The organism is Mycobacterium sp. G7A2 (assembly GCF_041902445.1).
Classification (GTDB): domain Bacteria; phylum Actinomycetota; class Actinomycetes; order Mycobacteriales; family Mycobacteriaceae; genus Mycobacterium.
Genome location: NZ_CP169251.1, coordinates 1,031,772 through 1,051,529, shown reverse-complemented (window position 1 = coordinate 1,051,529; position 19,758 = coordinate 1,031,772). Strand labels below are relative to the sequence as shown.

14 protein-coding genes are annotated in these 19,758 nt (G+C 64.3%); 7 read left to right on the top strand and 7 right to left on the bottom strand.

Annotation, left to right across the window (positions count from 1 at the left end; translation table 11 throughout):
• Nucleotides 1-92 precede the first annotated feature (92 nt).
• Entirely contained in the window at nucleotides 93-6,959 is a 6,867-nt protein-coding gene (locus tag ACEWX3_RS05155) for a beta strand repeat-containing protein (RefSeq protein ID WP_374158852.1), read from the bottom strand.
• 1 nt (nucleotide 6,960) lies between these two features.
• Here ACEWX3_RS05155 and ACEWX3_RS05150 point away from each other — a divergent pair, with 1 nt between their 5' ends.
• From ACEWX3_RS05150 to ACEWX3_RS05125, 6 genes are all read left to right on the top strand, one after another.
• Complete coding sequence (locus ACEWX3_RS05150; RefSeq protein ID WP_374158851.1) at nucleotides 6,961-7,311, top strand: hypothetical protein; 351 nt, start codon at nucleotides 6,961-6,963, stop codon at nucleotides 7,309-7,311.
• A 72-nt stretch (nucleotides 7,312-7,383) separates the two neighbouring features.
• Nucleotides 7,384-8,001, top strand: coding sequence for a hypothetical protein (locus ACEWX3_RS05145; protein WP_374158850.1), 618 nt, complete (start codon nucleotides 7,384-7,386; stop codon nucleotides 7,999-8,001).
• Nucleotides 8,002-8,082: 81 nt separating this feature from the next.
• Nucleotides 8,083-8,391, top strand: coding sequence for a hypothetical protein (locus ACEWX3_RS05140; protein WP_374158849.1), 309 nt, complete (start codon nucleotides 8,083-8,085; stop codon nucleotides 8,389-8,391).
• A gap of 24 nt (nucleotides 8,392-8,415) precedes the next feature.
• Complete coding sequence (locus ACEWX3_RS05135; protein WP_374158848.1) at nucleotides 8,416-8,781, top strand: hypothetical protein; 366 nt, start codon at nucleotides 8,416-8,418, stop codon at nucleotides 8,779-8,781.
• A gap of 156 nt (nucleotides 8,782-8,937) precedes the next feature.
• Complete coding sequence (locus ACEWX3_RS05130; RefSeq protein ID WP_374158847.1) at nucleotides 8,938-9,165, top strand: hypothetical protein; 228 nt, start codon at nucleotides 8,938-8,940, stop codon at nucleotides 9,163-9,165.
• A 615-nt stretch (nucleotides 9,166-9,780) separates the two neighbouring features.
• On the top strand, nucleotides 9,781-11,112 hold the full coding sequence (locus ACEWX3_RS05125; protein WP_163676268.1) for an IS256 family transposase: 1,332 nt from the start codon (nucleotides 9,781-9,783) through the stop codon (nucleotides 11,110-11,112).
• On the opposite strand, the gene ACEWX3_RS05120 is transcribed toward ACEWX3_RS05125, so the two are convergent.
• Together ACEWX3_RS05120 and ACEWX3_RS05115 are read right to left on the bottom strand one after the other, a co-directional pair.
• Entirely contained in the window at nucleotides 11,109-12,350 is a 1,242-nt protein-coding gene (locus tag ACEWX3_RS05120; protein ID WP_374158846.1) for a hypothetical protein, read from the bottom strand. The genes ACEWX3_RS05125 and ACEWX3_RS05120 overlap by 4 nt on opposite strands.
• A gap of 561 nt (nucleotides 12,351-12,911) precedes the next feature.
• On the bottom strand, nucleotides 12,912-13,919 hold the full coding sequence (locus ACEWX3_RS05115) for an LLM class F420-dependent oxidoreductase (protein WP_374158845.1): 1,008 nt from the start codon (nucleotides 13,917-13,919) through the stop codon (nucleotides 12,912-12,914).
• Nucleotides 13,920-13,981: 62 nt separating this feature from the next.
• Between ACEWX3_RS05115 and ACEWX3_RS05110 the strand changes: the two genes are divergently transcribed.
• Entirely contained in the window at nucleotides 13,982-14,407 is a 426-nt protein-coding gene (locus ACEWX3_RS05110; protein WP_152518673.1) for a pyridoxamine 5'-phosphate oxidase family protein, read from the top strand.
• A 2-nt stretch (nucleotides 14,408-14,409) separates the two neighbouring features.
• Here ACEWX3_RS05110 and ACEWX3_RS05105 read toward each other — a convergent pair whose 3' ends face one another.
• From ACEWX3_RS05105 to ACEWX3_RS05090, 4 genes are all read right to left on the bottom strand, one after another.
• Entirely contained in the window at nucleotides 14,410-15,888 is a 1,479-nt protein-coding gene (locus ACEWX3_RS05105; RefSeq protein ID WP_374158844.1) for a class I adenylate-forming enzyme family protein, read from the bottom strand.
• Nucleotides 15,889-15,943: 55 nt separating this feature from the next.
• Complete coding sequence (locus tag ACEWX3_RS05100) at nucleotides 15,944-18,091, bottom strand: 3-hydroxyacyl-CoA dehydrogenase NAD-binding domain-containing protein (RefSeq protein ID WP_221354451.1); 2,148 nt, start codon at nucleotides 18,089-18,091, stop codon at nucleotides 15,944-15,946.
• A gap of 28 nt (nucleotides 18,092-18,119) precedes the next feature.
• On the bottom strand, nucleotides 18,120-19,331 hold the full coding sequence (locus ACEWX3_RS05095; RefSeq protein ID WP_207066645.1) for an acetyl-CoA C-acetyltransferase: 1,212 nt from the start codon (nucleotides 19,329-19,331) through the stop codon (nucleotides 18,120-18,122).
• A gap of 194 nt (nucleotides 19,332-19,525) precedes the next feature.
• A complete protein-coding gene (locus tag ACEWX3_RS05090; protein ID WP_207066644.1) occupies nucleotides 19,526-19,714 on the bottom strand; it encodes a hypothetical protein in 189 nt (62 codons plus the stop codon).
• Nucleotides 19,715-19,758 lie beyond the last annotated feature (44 nt).

The window sequence follows — 19,758 nt, the reverse complement described above, 5'->3', positions numbered from 1 at the left end:
TTCGAGGTCGCTAAAACCGCAGCACCTCGTCGGGCGACCGGCGGTGCACCGCCGCGTTTCCGCACAGTCCGAGCGCGCGTGACGTCCTCTCGTCATAGAAGTATCGTGACCTGCAACCTCGCGGTGGCGCTCGACTCTCCTTGCATGTCGGTGACCTCAAAGTCGATGTCCCGCGGCTGCAGGGCGCCGAAGGTCCCCCGGAACCGGAGCGTGTTGAGCACGCTCTGATACTCGGCGACGGTGCCCTGCCCGGTCAGTGAAAGCACTCCACCGGCATAGCCGGCCACGAGCGCCGAATCGGCGGTGTCGACGCTGAGACTGTCGTTCGAGCTCGGGTTGGTGATCGTGACACTCGCGCTCTGAAGGTACGAGGATGTGTCGACGATCAGCGGCACCGGAATGATCTGCAGCCCCAGCAACAGATTGCCGTAAGTGCCCACCAAGCTCAATGGTGTCAGAATCGGTGCGTTGTTTTCCTGAACGCTGACCGCAGCCGTGTCCTCGGCGCTGGTGCCGCCCTGGGTGTCCGTTACGGTGAAGGAGATCGTCCGAGTCGCGGTGGGAACATTTCCGTCTGCGGCGAACGTCACTGAGCGAAGCGCTTGTCGGTACTGGGCTACGGTCGCGGTCCCCGATAAGGTCAATGTCCCGGTTGCCTCGACGTACGTCCCCGAGATGGAGCTGCCCGAAGGGCTGGTGAATGCGAGTACATCGCCGTCTGTGAGGCCGTCGCTGATCTGAATCGTGGCTCCCTGCAACATGGTCGAGTCAAGGTCGATAATGGTGACGAGCGAGTCCACCACCACCGGATCGTTCCCAGCTGTGTACACCGGGCCCAGTAGAGATGTTGTCACCAACGGAGCCAGATTGACGGGAGCGGCAAGTACGGTGACCGCCACCGATCCTGGGAGGCTGGAACTGCCCTGAGCGTCGGTGACAACGATGGAGACTGTTCGAATTGTTGCGTCGGCCGACGAATCGGTCGAGAACGTCACTGAACGTATCGCCGCTTCATACTGAGCGACGGTTGCAGTTCCGTTGAGTGTCAACGTGCCGTTGTTGTACACGCCACTGATGCCGGACTGGGATGTGAATGACAATGTTTCGTCAGCATCGAGGTTGCCCCCTGTTATTGCGATAGTCGCTCCGCTCAGATTCTGCGAATCGACGTCGACCAGGTTCAGCAGGATGGCGATGTTCAGGGCGGGGTCCCCCGCGGTGTAGACCACGGCAGGGACAGTCGGCACCACAAGCGGTGGAACACTTTGGGGCACCGCAACAACCGTCACCGCGACCACACCGGGGAGGCTCTGTTGTGCCTGCGTATCGGTCACCCGGAACGAGATGGACCTGATTGCCGTCAGCGCTCCAGAACTCGTCTGGATGCTCACTGACCGGAGCAACTGTTGATAGTCCTCCAGCGATGCCTCCCCCGCGAACGTCAACACCCCATCGGTGAAGTTTGCGTCCACGTCCTGAGGAGGTGTTCCCCAGGTCAGTTCGTCGCCAAGTTCGAAATCACCAATCGTGACGGTGGCCGACTGAAGCGAGTCGGAGTCGAGATCGAGGATGATCAAATTGGCGTCGACTGGTACCGGGGTGCCGCCGGCCGAGTAGTTGACGTTGACCACGGATGCCAGAACCAACGGCGCAGCGCCCTCGGGTACGGCTGTCACGGTGACTGCGACGACGCCGGGAATGCTCTGGTTGTCTTGCCCATCGACCACTCGGAACGCGATTGTTCTGATCGCCGTCAGCGCCTCTGCCGTCGTCGCAATGTTCACCGAGCGCAACAACTGCTGATAATCGGCAACCGAGGCTGACCCCGTGAATGTCAACAATCCGTCGACGAGACTCGCTACCACGTTCTGCGGCAGGGTCCCCCATGTCAGCTCGTCGCCGGCTTGGTAACCACTGACAGTCACCGTGGCGGACTTCAAGTTCGCCGAGTCCACGTCAAGGATGATCAGATTGGCGTCGATCGGGATTGGCGTGCCGCCCGCCGAGTATCCGACGTTGACAATGGAGGCGACCACAACCGGCGAGACGTCCGTCGTCGGCGCCGCAAGCACAGTGACGAGTGTGGCCGTGGGAATCGCACTGGCAGTATCCGTCGAATCAGTGACGGCGAAGCTGACCGTCTTCACGCCAGCTGAAGCCGTCGAAATCGTCACCGATGACAGCAACTGCTGGTATGCGGTGACGGAGGCCAAACCAGTAAAGGTGAGGACTCCGTCGACAAAGTTGGCCTCGATACTCTCCGGCATCAGTTCAGTGGCGTAGTTGAGACTATCTCCGGCAGCGACGGCATCCTGGTCCAACGACACTGTTGCCGAGAGCAATTCCGAAGAATCCAGGTCGGTCACCATCACGACCGGGCTGACCACCACCGGTGAGCTCGTCGTGCCAGCCGCGACCGGCGAGGCCACCACCACCGGCGCCACCTCATTGCTCGGTGCACCCACCACAGTGACAAGGGTCGCTGCCGGCAGGACACTTTCGCTGCCAGCGTCATCGGTCACCGCGAACGACACCGTCTTCACCCCAGCAGTGTTCGAGGTCAACGTCACCGACGCCAACAACTGCTCATACTCAGCCACCGACGCCGCCCCGGTGAACGTCAACACCCCGTCGACGAACTCCCCCGCGACATTTTCGGGCAGGACGTCGAAGTCATAACCCAACACATCGTTGGCGTCATCGACGGTCACCGTCGCCGCCGACAGCACGTCCGAATCCAGATCCGTGATCACCACCACCGGACTGACAACAATCGGTGAGCTGGTAGTGCCCGCAGCCACCGGTGTCGCCACCACCACCGGTGCCACCACAGCACCCGGCACACCCACCACCGTCACCAACGTCGCCGCCGGCAAGATACTCTCGCTGCCAACGTCATCGGTCACCGCGAACGACACCGTCTTCACCCCAGCGCTATTCGAAGTCAACGTCACCGACGCCAACAACTGCTCATACACAGCCACCGACGCCGCCCCGGTAAACGACAACACCCCACCGGCAAATCCTGCAGACACCGTCCCCGGCAACAGACCGGCGTCATAACCCAACACATCGCCGACGTCATCAACCGTCACCGTCGCCGCCGACAACGAACCCGAATCCAGATCCGTGATCACCACCACCGGACTCACCACCACCGGCGAACCGGTGACGCCCGCAGCCACCGGCGAAGCCACCACCACCGGCGCCACCACAGCACCCGGCACACCCACCACCGTCACCAACGTCGCCGCCGGCAACGCACTGGTAGCACCCGAGCCGTCCACCACCTCAAAGGAAACGGCCTTCACCCCAGCAGTGTTCGAAGTCAACGTCACCGACCTCAACAACTGCTCATACACAGCCACCGACGCGGACCCGGTAAACGACAACACCCCGTCGACGAACTCCCCCGCGACATTTTCGGGCAGGACGTCGAAGTCATAACCCAACACATCGTTGGCGTCATCGACGGTCACCGTCGCCGCCGACAGCACGTCCGAATCCAGATCCGTGATCACCACCACCGGACTCACCACCACCGGCGAACCGGTGACGCCCGCAGCCACCGGTGTCGCCACCACCACCGGTGCCACCACAGCACCCGGCACACCCACCACCGTCACCAACGTCGCCGCCGGCAGGATACTTTCGTTGCCAAGCTCGTCCGCGACGACGAACGACACCGTCTTCACCCCAGCGCTGTTCGAAGTCAACGTCACCGACGCCAACAACTGCTCATACACAGCCACCGACGCCGCCCCGGTGAACGTCAAAACCCCGTCGACGAACTCCCCCGCGACATTTTCGGGCAGGACGTCGAAGTCATAACCCAACACATCGTTGGCGTCATCGACGGTCACCGTCGCCGACGACAGCACGTCCGAATCCAGATCCGTGATCACCACCACCGGACTGACAACAATCGGTGAGCTGGTAGTGCCCGCAGCCACCGGTGTCGCCACCACCACCGGCGCCACCACCGTACTCGGCGCACCCACCACCGTGACAAGGGTCGCTGCCGGCAAGATGCTTTCGTTGCCCTGCTGGTCAGCGACGACGAATCTCACCGTCTTTACCCCGGCTGCCGCAGAGGTCAACGTTACCGACGCCAACAGCTGCTCATACTCAGCCACCGACGCCGCCCCGGTGAACGTCAACACCCCGTCGACGAACTCCCCCGCGACATTTTCGGGCAGGACGTCGAAGTCATAACCCAACACATCGTTGGCGTCATCGACGGTCACCGTCGCCGCCGACAGCACGTTCGAATCCAGATCCGTGATGACCACCACCGGACTCACCATCACCGGCGAACCGGTGGCGCCCGCAGCCACCGGAGAAGCCACCACCACCGGCGCCACCACCATACTCGGCGCACCCACCACCGTGACGAGGGTCGCTGCCGGCAGGGCGCTTTCGCTGCCAGCGTCATCGGTCACCGCGAACGACACCGTCTTCACCCCAGCGCTGTTCGAGGTCAACGTCACCGACGCCAACAGCTGCTCATACTCAGCCACCGACGCCGCCCCGGTAAACGACAACACCCCACCGGCAAATCCTGCAGACACCGTCGCCGGCAACAGACCGGCGTCATAACCCAACACATCGCTGGCGTCATCAACCGTCACCGTCGCCGCCGACAACGAACCCGAATCCAGATCCGTGATCACCACCACCGGACTCACCACCACCGGCGAACCGGTGACGCCCGCAGCCACCGGCGAAGCCACCACCACCGGTGCCACCACAGCACCCGGCACACCCACCACCGTCACCAACGTCGCCGCCGGCAACGCACTGGTAGCACCCGAGCCGTCCACCACCTCAAAGGAAACGGCCTTCACCCCAGCAGTGTTCGAAGTCAACGTCACCGACCTCAACAACTGCTCATACTCAGCCACCGACGCGGACCCGGTAAACGACAGCACCCCACCGGCGAATCCCGCAGACACCGTCGCGGGCAACAGACCGGCGTCGAAGCCCAACACATCGCCGGCGTCATCGACGGTCACCGTCGCCGACGACAACGAACCCGAATCCAGATCCGTGATCACCACCACCGGACTCACCACCACCGGCGAACCGGTGACGCCCGCAGCCACCGGCGAAGCCACCACCACCGGCGCCACCACAGCACCCGGCACACCCACCACCGTCACCAACGTCGCCGCCGGCAAGATACTCTCGCTGCCAACGTCATCGGTCACCGCGAACGACACCGTCTTCACCCCAGCGCTATTCGAAGTCAACGTCACCGACGCCAACAACTGCTCATACTCAGCCACCGACGCCGCCCCGGTAAACGACAACACCCCACCGGCAAATCCTGCAGACACCGTCCCCGGCAACAGACCGGCGTCGAAGCCCAACACATCGCCGACGTCATCAACCGTCACCGTCGCCGCCGACAACGAACCCGAATCCAGATCCGTGATCACCACCACCGGACTCACCACCACCGGCGAACCGGTGACGCCCGCAGCCACCGGCGAAGCCACCACCACCGGCGCCACCTGAGTAGTCGGTGCACCCACCACCGTGACCAAGGTCTCCGCAGGAAGGGCGCTCGGACGCCCCTGGCCGTCAACGACGGCGAAGCCAACTGTCTTCACCCCTGCCGAATTGGAAGTGAGCGTGACTGAGGCGAGCAGCTGTTGATACCCAATCAAAGAAGCGGGCCCAGTGAATGTGAGTACTCCGTCGATATATTCGGCGGATACACCTTCGGGAAGTAGATCAGCATCGAAGCCAAGTACATCTCCGACGACCAGATCACTCTGGTCCAGAGACACAGTTGCCGAGGACAACTCAGTCGAATCAACATCAGTGATCAGAACAACCGGGCTGACGACAACCGGCGATCCGGCGGTACCCGCCGCTACCACTGCTGCGACCACGACCGGGGCGACCTGTGTAGCGGGCAGGCCGAGGACGGTAACCAGAGTCGCCGCCGGCAAGCCACTAGTGGTGCCCGAGGCATCGACGACGCCGAAGGAAACGGTCTTCACACCCGCATATGCGGCAGTGATGCTCACCGAAGCAAGCAGCTGCTGATAATTCGCGATCGATGCAACACCGGTAAACGTAAGAACGCCATTGGCGAAATTGGCAGCGACGCCCTGCGGTACCAGACCCGCGTCGAAGCCCAAAGTGTCACCGCCTGCTGCAGCATCTGCGTTCAAGGCAACAGTCGCTGAGGACAACTCGGTCGAGTCCACATCTGTGATTGCGATGACTGGACTCACCACGAGTGGCGTACCGGTCGTTCCGGCCGCGGCGGGTGCCGCCACAACCACGGGAGCAATTTGTGTCGCTGGGAAACCGAGGACTGTCACCAAGGTGAGCGCCGGGAGAGTGCTCGCCACACCTGATGCGTCAGCCACGGCGAAGAACACGGTCTTAACCTCGGCGGTGTCCGAGGTCAAGGTCACCGACGCCAACAACCTCTCATACTCAGCCACCGACGCCGCCCCAGTAAACGTCAAGACTCCTCCGGAGAAGCCAGCAGACACACTCCCGGGTAGCAGACCCGCGTCGTAGCCGAGGACATCACCAGCGTTGTCCACCGCTACCGTCGCCGAAGCCAACATGTCCGAGTCCAAGTCGGTAATGACGACGACTGAGCTCACCACGATCGCCGAATTCGTTGTTCCACCAGCCACTGGAGTGGCCACCACCACCGGAGCGACCGTCGCTGCGGGTAGGCCGATCACCGTCACGAGGGTGGATGCAGGTAATACGTTGGACGTATCGGTGGCATCTACGACGGCGAAACTGACCGACTTCAGTCCGGCCGTCTCTGAAGAAAGCGTGACCGATGACAAAAGCTGTTGATACTCCGACACCGAAGCAGCTCCGGTGAACGTCAACACCCCACCGACGAACTCAGCCGTGACGTCGTCAGGCAAGAAATCGACGTCAAAGCCCAGCAGGTCGTTAGCGTCATCGACCGTCACCGTGGCCGACGACAACGACTCCGAATCCAAATCCGTGATCACCACAACCGAGCTCACCACCACCGGCGAACCCACCACCCCGGCAGCCACCGGCGTGGCCACCACCACCGGCGCCACCACCGCACCCGGCACACCCACCACCGTCACCACCGTGGCCGCCGGCACCCCGTTCGGATTGCCTTGCGCGTCGGTCACCGCGAACGACACCGTCGACACGCCGGCTCCAGCAGCAGTCAACGTCACCGACGCCAACAACTGCCGATACTCCGACACCGAAGCCGACCCCGTGAACGTCAACACCCCACCGGAGAACTCAGCGGACACGTCCTCCGGCAGCAGTGATGTGTCATAGTCGAGCACACCACCCGAGTCAGGATCACCGATCGACACCGTCGCCGACGACAACGACTCCGAATCTAGATCCGTGATCACCAGGATCGGGCTCACCACCACCGGCGAACCCGCGACCCCGGCTGCCACCGGTGTCGCCACCACCACCGGCGCCACCACCGCACCCGGCACACCCACCACCGTCACCAACGTCGCCGCCGGCAACGCACTGGTAGCACCCGAGCTGTCCACCACCTCAAAGGAGACGGCCTTCACCCCAACGGTGTTCGAAGTCAACGTCACCGACCTCAACAACTGTTCGTACTCAGCCACCGACGCCGCGCCGGTAAACGTCAACAACCCGTCGGTGAATACCGCAGACACCGTCCCCGGCAGCAGACTGGCATCGTGGCCAAGCACATCGCCAGCATCGAAGTCGCCGATCGTCACCGTCGCCGAGGACAGCGATTCGGAATCCAGATCTGTGATGACCAGAGCGGGGCTCACCACCACCGGCGAACCCACCACCCCGGCAGCCACCGGTGTCGCCACCACCACCGGAGCCACCACCGCACCCGGCACACCCACCACCGTCACCACCGTCGCCGCGGGCAACGCGCTGGCATTACCCTGCGCATCAACAACCGCAAACGACACCGTCGACACACCGGCTCCAGCAGCAGTCAACGTCACCGACGCCAACAACTGCTGATACTCCGACACCGACGCCGAACCGGTGAACCTCAACACCCCACCGGAGAACTCAGCTGAAACGTCCTCAGGCAGAAGCGATGTGTCAAAGTCGAGCACATCGCTGGACTCAGAATCACCGATCGTCACCGTCGCTGACGACAACGCCTCCGAATCCAGATCTGTGATCACCAGGATCGGGCTCACCACCACCGGCGAACCCACCACCCCGGCAGCCACCGGTGTCGCCACCACCACCGGAGCCACCACCGCACCCGGCACACCCACCACCGTCACCACCGTCGCCGCGGGCAACGCGCTGGCATTACCCTGCGCATCAACAACCGCAAACGACACCGTCGACACACCGGCTCCAGCAGCAGTCAACGTCACCGACGCCAACAACTGCTGATACTGCACCACCGACGCCGAACCGGTGAACGTCAACATCCCACCGGAGAACTCGGCAGACACGTTCTCCGGCAGCAGTGATGTGTCAAAGTCGAGCACATCGCTGGACTCAGGATCACCGATCGTCACCGTCGCCGACGACAACGCCTCCGAATCCAGGTCAGTGATGACCACAACCGGGCTCACCACCACCGGCGAACCCACCACCCCGGCAGCCACCGGTGTCGCCACCACCACCGGAGCCACCACCGCACCCGGCACACCCACCACCGTCACCACCGTCGCCGCGGGCAACGCGCTGGCATTACCCTGCGCATCAACAACCGCAAACGACACCGTCGACACACCGGCTCCAGCAGCAGTCAACGTCACCGACGCCAACAACTGCTGATACTGCACCACCGACGCCGAACCGGTGAACGTCAACATCCCACCGGAGAACTCGGCAGACACGTTCTCCGGCAACAGATCAACGTCGTAACTCAAGACGTCGTCGGCGTCATCGACGGTCACCGTCGCTGAAGACAACGCCTCCGAATCCAGATCTGTGATCACCAGGATCGGGCTCACCACCACCGGCGAACCCACCACCCCGGCAGCCACCGGTGTCGCCACCACCACCGGAGCCACCACCGCACCCGGCACACCCACCACCGTCACCACCGTGGCCGCAGGCACCGCATTCGGATTGCCCTGCGCGTCAACAACCCTGAACGACACCGTCGTCACACCCGCAGAACCCGACGTGAGCGTGACCGACGCCAAAAGCTGCTGATACTCGGCCACCGAAGCCGAACCGGTGAACGTCAACACCCCACCGGAGAATTCAGCCGTGACGCCCGAGGGCACGAGATCGTCGTCATAGCCCAGCACATCGTCAGCGCCATCCACTGTCACCGTCGCCGACGACAACGCCTCCGAATCCAGGTCAGTAATCACCACAACCGGGCTCACCACCACCGGCGAACCCACCACCCCGGCAGCCACCGGTGTCGCCACCACCACCGGAGCCACCACCGCACCCGGCACACCCACCACCGTCACCACCGTGGCGGCAGGCACCGCATTCGGATTGCCCTGCGCGTCAACAACCCTGAATGACACTGTCTTTACGCCAGCTCCAGCAGCAGTCAACGTCACCGACGCCAACAACTGCTGATACTGCGCCACCGACGCCGACCCCGTGATCGTCAATACCCCGCCGGAGAACTCCGCGGACACGTCCTCCGGCAGCAGTGATGTGTCGTAGTCGAGCACATCACCGGAATCGGGATCACCGATCGTCACCGTCGCCGACGACAACGCCTCCGAATCCAGGTCAGTGGGGACTGTCGCAGTAAGGGTGTAAACGGCCTGATCGGCCCCGGTGTGTCGGGGCCGGAAAGGTCGCATGATGACCGAAACTGTCGTGGCTGTGGAGCTATCACAGAATCCCGATGATGAGGCCGCCGCAGCGGCCATTGCAGTCCCGGATAGCCGTGAGGTCGACGAGCTCGAGGTCGCCCGGGAGCTGGTGCGTCAGGCCCGCGAGGCCGGCGTATCGCTGACCGGTCCGGGTGGGTTGCTCAAGGCGATGACCAAGACGGTCATCGAGACCGCCCTGGACGAGGAATTGTCCGAGCATCTGGGCTATGACCGTCACGATCCGGCCGGGTACGGCTCGGGCAACTCCCGCAACGGAACCCGTGCTAAGACCGTGCTCACCGATGCGTGCGGGCAGATCGAGATCGATGTGCCGCGCGACCGGGCGGGCAGCTTCGAACCCGAGATCGTCAAGAAGCGTCAACGCCGCCTGACCGATGTTGATGAGGTGGTGTTGTCGTTGTATGCCCGCGGGCTGACCACCGGCGAGATCAGCGCCCATTTCGCCGACATCTACGGTGCGGCAGTCTCCAAGGACACGATCAGTCGGATCACTGACCGTGTGGTCGAGGAGATGACTGCCTGGCACACCCGCCCGCTGGAGCGCGTGTACGCCGCGGTGTTCATCGACGCCCTGCACGTCAAGATCCGCGACGGCCAGGTCGGCCCCCGCCCGGTCTACGCGGCAATCGGGGTGGATCTGGCCGGGCACCGCGACGTACTGGGGATGTGGGCCGGCGAGGGCGACGGGGAGTCGGCCAAGTACTGGCTGGCCGTGCTGACCGAGTTGAAGAACCGCGGGGTGGCCGACATCTTCTTCCTGGTCTGCGACGGACTCAAAGGGTTGCCGCAATCGGTAGGCGCGGCGTTTCCCGACACGGTCGTGCAGACGTGTGTCATCCATTTGATCCGCGGCACGTTCCGCTACGCCGGGCGCCAGCACCGCGACGCGATCGCCAAGGCGTTGCGACCGATCTACACCGCGGTCAACGCTGAGGCTGCAGCGGCGGCGCTGGACGCGTTCGAGGCCGAGTGGGGTAACCGATATCCGGCAGCAATTAGGTTGTGGCGCAACGCCTGGAGTGAATTCATACCGTTCCTGGACTACGACACCGAGATAAGGAAGGTGATCTGTTCGACCAACGCCATTGAATCGTTGAACGCCCGCTACCGGCGCGCTGTCCGGGCCCGCGGTCATTTCCCGACCGAGCAGGCAGCGCTGAAATGCCTATACTTGGTCACCCGGTCACTGGACCCGACCGGGACCGGACAGAAGCGATGGACCATGCGCTGGAAACCAGCACTGAACGCCTTCGCGATCACCTTCGCCGACCGCATGCCGGGCAGCGAAACCACCTAACCGAAGATGCCGCTTACACCGTTAATCTGACGGACCCGGTCAGTGATAACCAGAACGGGGCTGACGACGATCGGTTCGCCATTGAAGCCCAGAGCAGCAGGAGTGGCGACGATCACGGGTGGGACCTCGACGATCGGATTGACCGTCACGTTCACCATCAGCGCGACTTCATCAGGTTCGGCGAGACCGACGGCCCGCGCGAGGAAGTGGAATACGCCTTGTACCAGCCCGACCAAACCCTTGAGGTGCTCGCCCGAGTCGCTGATGACCACCTTGAAACTGTCGGTCAGAGGCTCACCGGTGACCACTGTCGTTGGCGTGTAGATGAACTCGCCGGACAATGGATCTCTGACCACAAGACCGTGCTCAGGTTGACTGATCTTGTAGGTCAACGGGTCCCCGTTGGGGTCGAATGCATTGAGGTCGAACAGCACCTGGCCGGTGACGACCTGACGGCCTTCGATCGGCCCCCATTCGGGACTTTCGTTGAAGAACGTGTGGGTGATCTGGCGGCGCACCCAGGCCAGCAGCGCATCGAACCACGGCGTCGGTGCGGGGGCCTCGGGATCCGCAAATGGCGACAGGACGCTCGACACCACCGTCGTGAGGACGTCGACCTCTTCGGTGGTTGCCTCTTCGGTTGTTGCGGCGGACGCCAATGGAATGGCGTTCTCGTCGGTTGCCGGTACTTCCACCTCGACCAGATCGCTGACCGTCTCAGCGGTGGTTTCCTCGACGGCGCCGGCGGCGACATCCTCATCGACCTCGGTCAGTTCCTCGACATCCGGCGCCGCACTCTCCGCATTGGCATCATCATCGACAACGACGTCACCCGACTGCTCCTCAACCGCGCCGTCGACGGACGCCGAAGACTCTTCACCAGCGGGCGGTGAAGTGGCGGTCTGATCCGCATCGACACCGCCATCGGCATCGGCCGGTTCTTCGACTTCGTCGACCACGGGGTCTTCTTCGTCGGCCTCGCCAGTGAGGTCCGAATCCTCGGATTCGTCATCCGTCGCGACTTCCCCGCCTACGGTTTCGTCGTCGAGGCCGGCATCGTCAGCCGGCTCTTCACCGCTCTCGTCACCATCGTCCGTGGCGTCGTCGCTCTGCTTTGAAGACTCACTGGTACCGGCAGACGACGAATCGGCGTCGTTCTCAGATCCAGGAGACGCCGACGGCTCCGACTCGCTGTCCGCGTGAGCGACCGCGGAGGAGTTCGCCACGGCGAAGCCCACCCCCAACGCCACAGCTAACGCGCCGACTCGACCGACATACCCGGCGAACCGGGACGAGTCTCGTCGCACGTGTCTCGGGGATCGCCCAGAACGATTTCGCTGCAGGGTGTCTTCAGCTAACCAGAAGGTGAGGTCGGGCGAGCTTTCCGACTTTTTTTGGGCACGACGATGACACGGCGTGGCACACATGGGTCCTCCGGTTGGTTTTTGCTGATAACCGGAGGCCGCATCCTCTGGGCAGCGCCCGGCATGAAGAAGTTGAGCCGAGCGCCCTTAGGGCGGTGTGCCGACTCGGTTCAGCCTCGTGAACCGCAGCGCCATTGCCGCTCCCCGACCTGTCCAGACCGGTGTCAACCGGTTTGCTGAAAGATGCGCCGACTGTTTGACGCGAACGTCACAGATCTGAGCCTAAGCGAACGGGGTGACGTACGTAACAATATTTGCGTCGGTCTTTGCGAAGAGAATCAGATAGTTGCATGTCAATGTATTTGCGAGACGCAAATACGCAGTTCAACAGTGGTTCAGGACGCGACCGACGAAACTATCGTTCGCGAAAATCGGTCAGTGACCTGATGCTTGGCCGATCGCTGCGATGACTTCGCGCTCGAACAGGTCGATGCCGGAGCGATCGTAGGCAGCCTCCGGGAAATAGCAGATGAGGTACTGGCATCCAAGGTTGCGGAGCCTTCCGATGGCCTCGACCAGCTGCTCTGGGGTGCCTGCGCCGGCTTGGGGGGTGCTCGTGGCGGCGATCATCGCGTCCGCCGCATCGTCCCCGGCCAGCTCGACCATCCGGGAGCGCACCCGCTGCAATCGTTCGCTGACCTCGGCCTCCGTGGCACCCACGACGACATTGATGTTCGCCGAACGCACGATGCGGTCGTAATCGGTGCCGACATCTCGACAATGGCCGGCCAGGATCTCCGACTTGTGCGCAAACCCTTCGGGCTCAGAAGTGAAGTTGGTGTATTGCGCGTACTTCGCCGCGATGCGCAACGTCACCTTTTCACCACCCCCGGCGATCCACAGCGGTATGCCGCCTTCCTGCAAAGGCTTGGGCTCGACGATGGCGCCGTCGACCTGGTAATGCTTGCCGTCGAAGCTGACGACGCCCTCGCGCCAGGCGTCGCGCATGATCTGGACACCTTCGTCCAACCGGCCCAACCGGACACCCGCAGTGGGAAAGCCGTAGCCGTAGGCCCGCCACTCGTGCTCGTACCAGCCGCCGCCGATGCCCATCTGCACGCGCCCACCAGAGATCAGGTCGGTGGTCGCGGCCACCTTGGCCAGGTACGCCGGATTGCGGTAGCTCATTGCCGTGCACATCTGACCGAGCTTGATCCGTGAGGTCGTGGCCGCGTATGCCGCCATCAACGACCACGCTTCATGCGTCGCCTCGTGGGTGGGGACCGGCACGGTGTGGAAGTGGTCGTACACCCACAGCGAATCCCACGCGTCCCTGCCGTCGACGTAGGTGGCGAGGTCGCGCATCACCGGCCACTGTTCACCCGGGTCGATACCGACCAGATCGAGTCGCCAACCCTGGGGAATGAACAATCCGAAGCGCATGGGTACGACAGTAGGCGCTCGCGCTGAAAGGCAGTGTCGGATGTCGACGCTACTGTCGCACCATGGCTCTTTCCAGAGATGAACGTGAGCAGTTCCTCGCTGAGCCGCACGTCGCGGCACTGTCGGTGAACGCCGGAGGTGACCGTGGGCCGCTGACGGTGCCGATCTGGTATCAGTACAGCCCTGGCGGCCAGCCGTGGGTGCTGACCGGGGCCGGCTCACGCAAACACCAACTCATCGAGGCCGCGGGATACTTGTCGCTGATGGTTGAACGGTCCGAGCCGACGGTGCGCTACGTCGCCGTGGACGGGCCGGTCAGCCGGATCGAGGCTGCCACCGACGACCAACTGGTCGAGATGACCGAGCGCTACCTGGCACCGGAAAAGGTCGACGGGTACCTCGACTACGCCCGCCGTGAGCTCGGTGAGAACGTGCTGATCGTGCTCGAGCCGCAGCACTGGCTCTCGGCTGATCTCGGAGCCGTGTAGCGCTACCCGCCCGGGTACAGCGCGGCGACGTCGCGCAGACTGACCTTGAGCGCCGGCGTGCGTGGCAGCTCCCCGACTACCACGACGGCGACGGGCACGTTGTAGACCGGAAGCGTCCGTCGCACCAGGTCTTTCAATTCCTCTGCCGAAGGCTCAGCGCCAGGGACCACCTCCACGGCGGCGAACGGCACCTGCCCCAAGCGGGCGTCGTCCACTCCGACCACGCATGCGTCTCGCACTCCGGGGTGCGAGATCAGCACGCGCCGAACGGTCTCCGGAAGAATCTTGAAGCCGCCGCGAATGATCGCGCCGTCAGCCCTTCCGTGCAGGGTGACGAACCCGTCGGAGTCGATGCTGGCGATGTCGGTGGTGCGTATCCAATTAGGCCCGATCGGCGCCACCTTGGCCTCCAACAGCCCGGGCTCCCCGGAGGCAACTTCGGCGCCCGTGTCGGGGTCGACGATCCGCAGTTGGGTGTCGGGCAGGGCCCGCCCCACGCTGTCACGCTTGGTCTGGGCGAACTCATCGAGCATCTCCGGCGTCCACGCGCACAACGATCCGGCGAATTCCGTTGCACCGTAGGCCAACCTGATGGGCACCTGGTAGCGCCGCTCGAACTCGTCGCGCGTCTCGGGATCCAGCGGCCCGGAGGCGCTGATCAAGAAATCCAGCGAGGCGAGATGGCTTTTGGGTACGTCGGCGTCGAGCAGCATGCGGATGACCGCCGGCTGCACCCCGGCGCGGACCACCCGGTGCCGGCGTACGACGTCGACCCAAGCCTCGACGGAGAACCGCTCGAGCATGGCGATCCGGCGCCCGTTGTACAGGCCTGCGATCAGCTGACACACCCCTATCCCACCGAACTGCCAGTACGCGAACTCCGGCGGCGCATCCGCTGGGGCGCGCTCACCGGCCGTCACGCTGAAGACGGTCCGCTCGAGCACGGCCGTGCGGATGGATTGCCGCTTGGGCGGCCCGGTGGTGCCGCTGGTCAGGATTTGTAGTGCCACACCGTCTTCGGCTTCGGCGTGCCGACGTGCCGAATCGCAGCGCTCGAGACCGGGTACCGGATCCACGGTCGGTTCTGTCTCAGAGAGCGCGAGTCCGGCGGACCCAGCCGATGACGCCGCACCTCTTACCGGGTCGGTCCAGTCCTCGCGGTCGGCCACCACCGCCGCAAGGGCCAGGTTCTCGATGTCGTGGGCGATGGCCTCGGCTGACTGGAACGAATAGATCATCGAGACGGCACGCCCCGCGGCCAGACATCCCGCGATCACCGCGGCGTGCTGGAGGCGGTTGCGAACCACCAGGCCCACCGGCGCGTCATCAGCCACCCCGGCGCGCCGAAGCGCCGAGGCGACAGCCCGACCATAGGCGGTGATGTAGTCGCCCGAGTACCAGCAACCTTCGAACTCGATGCACGGCTCCCCGCCGTAGCCCGCGAGCGCCGCCGCGAACCTTTCGGTAAACCCCTCCGGCACCGCTTCACCATACGCAACAGCCCCCGGCGTACCGGGGGCTGTTGGTCGATTCGGGTTAGGACAGCAGCGAATCCGGCGGGGTGAACCGCTCGCCGTACTTGGCGGCCAATTCCTTGGCGCGGGCGACGAACGCCGCCTTGCCGATTCCGCCGGCGCCCTGATAGCCGACGATGAACTGGGCCGAGCCACCGGTGTACGGCGGGAACCCGATGCCCATGATGGAGCCGATGTTGGCGTCAGCGGTCGAGGTGAGCACACCCTCGTCCAGGCATTTCTGGGTCTCCAGCGCCTCGGCGAACAGCATCCGGTCGATCATGTCCTGCAGCGGAATCTCTGCGCTGCCTGACTTGAAGGTGTCGGCCAGACCTTCCCACAGCCCGACCCGCTTGCCGTCGACGTACTCGTAGAACCCGGCGCCCTTGAGTCGCGACGGACGGCCGATCTCGATCATCTTGTCGACCACGGCTTCGGCCGGGTGCGGCTCGTAGGTGCCACCGGCCTCCTCGACACCCTGGCGGGTGGCGGTGGCGATCTTCTGCATCAGCTCCAGGTTCAGCTCGTCGGAGAGCTGCAGCGGCGGGGCCGGGTATCCGGCCTGAGAACCCGCCTGCTCGATGCTGGCTGCAGGTACGCCCTCACCCAGCATCGCCAGCGCCTCGTTGACGAAGGTGCCGATGACGCGGGAGGTGAAGAAGCCGCGGCTGTCGTTGACCACGATCGGCGTCTTACCGATGGCCAGCGTGTAGTCGAACACCCGGGCCAGCGCCTCATCGGAGGTCTTCTCCCCCTTGATGATCTCCACCAGCGGCATCTTGTCGACCGGGGAGAAGAAGTGGACGCCGATGAAGTCCTCCTGGCGCTTCACTCCGGTGGCCAGCCCGGTGATGGGAAGCGTGGAGGTGTTCGAACCCAGCACCGCGTTCGGCTCGACGATGTCTTCGATCTCCTGGAACACCTTGTGCTTGAGTTCCTGGTTCTCGAACACGGCCTCGATGACGAAATCGACACCCTTGAGGTCCTGCGGATCGGCGGTCGGGGTGATGCGGGCCAGCAGCGCGTCGGACTTCTCCTGGGTGGTCTTGCCCCGTTCGAGCGCCTTGGCTTCCAGCTTCTCCGAGTAACCCTTGCCCTTCTCGGCCGCCTCGATCGAGACGTCCTTGAGGACGACGTCGTAACCGGCCTTGGCCGAGACGTAGGCGATACCGGCGCCCATCATTCCGGCACCCAGCACGCCGATCTTGTTGATCTTGACCGGCTCGATGCCGTCCGGCCGTGAGCCGCCACCGTTGATGTGCTGCAGATCCAAGAAGAACGCCTGGATCATGTTCTTGGCGGTCTGGCCGGTGACCAGCGAGGTGAAGTAGCGGCTCTCGATGCGGGTGGCGGTGTCGAAGTCCACCTGCGCGCCCTCGACCGCAGCATCCAGGATGGCCCGGGGGGCGGGCATCGGCGCACCCTTGAGCTGCTTCTTCAGCAGCGCCGGGAACGACGGCAGGATCGAGGCGAGCGCCGGGTGCGAGGGGGTGCCGCCGGGCATCTTGTAGCCCTTCTGGTCCCACGGCTGGGTGTGCGCGTCCGGATTGGCTTTGATCCACGCCTTGGCGGCCGGGACCAGCTCGTCGACGCTGCCGACGAGTTCGTCGACCAGGCCGATCTCCTTGGCCTTACCGGGCTTGAACCGGGTGCCCTGGGAGAGCACCTCCATGAAGGCTTTCTGGATGCCGAACATCCGCACGGTGCGCGCAACGCCACCGCCGCCGGGCAGCAGGCCCAGCGTCACCTCGGGCAGGCCGATGACCACGCCCTTGACGTCGGCGGCGATGCGGTGGTGACACGCGAGCGCGATCTCCAGACCGCCGCCCAAAGCGGCGCCGTTGATGGCGGCGACCACCGGCTTGCCGAGGGTCTCCAGCGTGCGCAGGTCGGCCTTGATGAACTCGACCTCGGCGAAGGACTCGGCGGCGTTGTCGGGGCCGACGTTCATCATGCCCTTGAGGTCACCGCCGGCGAAGAAGGTCTTCTTCGCGCTGGCGATCACCACACCGGTGATCGAATCCTGCTCTGCCACAAGCCGCTCCACGGCGTTGTGCATGGATTCCTTGTAATGCTCGTTCATCACGTTGGCCGAACCGGTCGGGTCGTCCAGCGTCAGGGTGACGATGCCGTCGGCATCCTTGTCCCACTGAATGGTGTTCTCTGCCATTGTTGTTCGTTTCTCCTCGACGCCCGGATCAGACTCGCTCGATGATGGTCGCGACGCCCATGCCGCCGCCGATGCACAGCGTGATCAGCGCGCGCCGCGCGTTGCGCCGCTCGAGCTCGTCGACCATGGTGCCGGTGATCATGGCGCCGGTGGCGCCCAGCGGGTGGCCCATCGCGATGGCACCACCGTTGACGTTGAGCTTCTCGTCGGGGATGTTGAGATCCTTCTGGAACTTCAGCACCACCGAGGCGAATGCCTCGTTCAGCTCGAACAGGTCGATGTCGTCGACCGTGAGGCCGGCGCGGTCGAGCACCTTGCGGGTGGCCGGGGTCGGCCCGGTGAGCATGATGACCGGGTCGGCGCCGCTGGTCGCGGTGGCCACGACACGGGCGCGCGGGGTCAGGCCGGCGGCCTTGCCTGCGGACTCGGAACCGATCAGCACCAGCGCGGCGCCGTCGACGATGCCCGAGCTGTTGCCGCCGGTGTGGACGTGGTTGATCTTCTCCACGTAGTGGTACTTCTGCAGCGCCACATCGTCGAACCCGCCCATCGCGCCGACACCGTCGAACGCGGTCTTGAGCTTGGCCAGACCCTCCATCGTGGTGTCGGGGCGCATGTGCTCGTCATGGTCGAGCACGACCAGACCGTTCTGGTCCTTGACCGGCACCACGGACTTGGCGAAGTAGCCGCCGGACCAGGCCGCGGCGGCCTTCTGCTGGCTGCGCAGCGCGTAGGCGTCGACGTCGTCGCGGGAGAAGCCCTCGATCGTGGCGATCAGGTCGGCGCCGATGCCCTGCGGCACGAAGCCGATGCGGTAGTTGGTTTCGGGGTCGCTGGCCCACGCGCCGCCGTCGGAGCCCATCGGGACCCGGCTCATCGATTCGACGCCGCCGGTGATCACCAGGTCGTCCCAGCCGGAGCGCACCTTCTGCGCACCCAGGTTCACCGCTTCCAGCCCGGAGGCACAGAACCGGTTGAGCTGGAAGCCGCCGGTGGTCTCCGGAAGGCCCGCCACCAGGCCGGCAGTGCGGGCGATATCGCCGCCCTGGTCGCCGACGGGCGACACGCAGCCGAGGATGACGTCGCTGATCAGGGTCTCGTCCAGGTCGGGGTAACGCGACCGGATCTCGTCGATCAGACCGACGACGAGGTTGACCGGCTTGATCTCGTTGAGCGACCCGTTGCGTTGCTTGCCGCGAGGCGTGCGGATCGCCTCGTAGATGAAGGCTTCTTCGGACATGTGTGTCTCCAGGTCCTGTTCAGGGAACCGCGGACCTGTGGACAGCCCGGTCCGCGGGGAGGCTGCTCCTCTGCCCGCGATGCTAGCAGCCTCGCCCAACCCGTTGGTTGGGCCCCGGAGAGCCCGAACAGACGAACTCGCACGATCCCGGCGGGATCGTGCGAGTTCGGAAGATCCAGGGGCGGGCGTCGCCGCTAGTCCGGGCTGCCCTCGCTGTCGTCGAAGAAGGCCCACTCGCCGTCGTGCTGGACTTCGATGCGCCAGCCCAACTCGGAGTTGTCGGCCTTCTGGTCGACGAACCAGGCATGCGCGTCGTCCGCGCTCTCGATGTCCTTCGTGTCGACGACGTCACCTTTGGGGTTGAGCACTCGGTAGGTAGCCATGGCAGCGGTGTTCCCACGCGCGCGGTCTCGCACACCTGCCATCG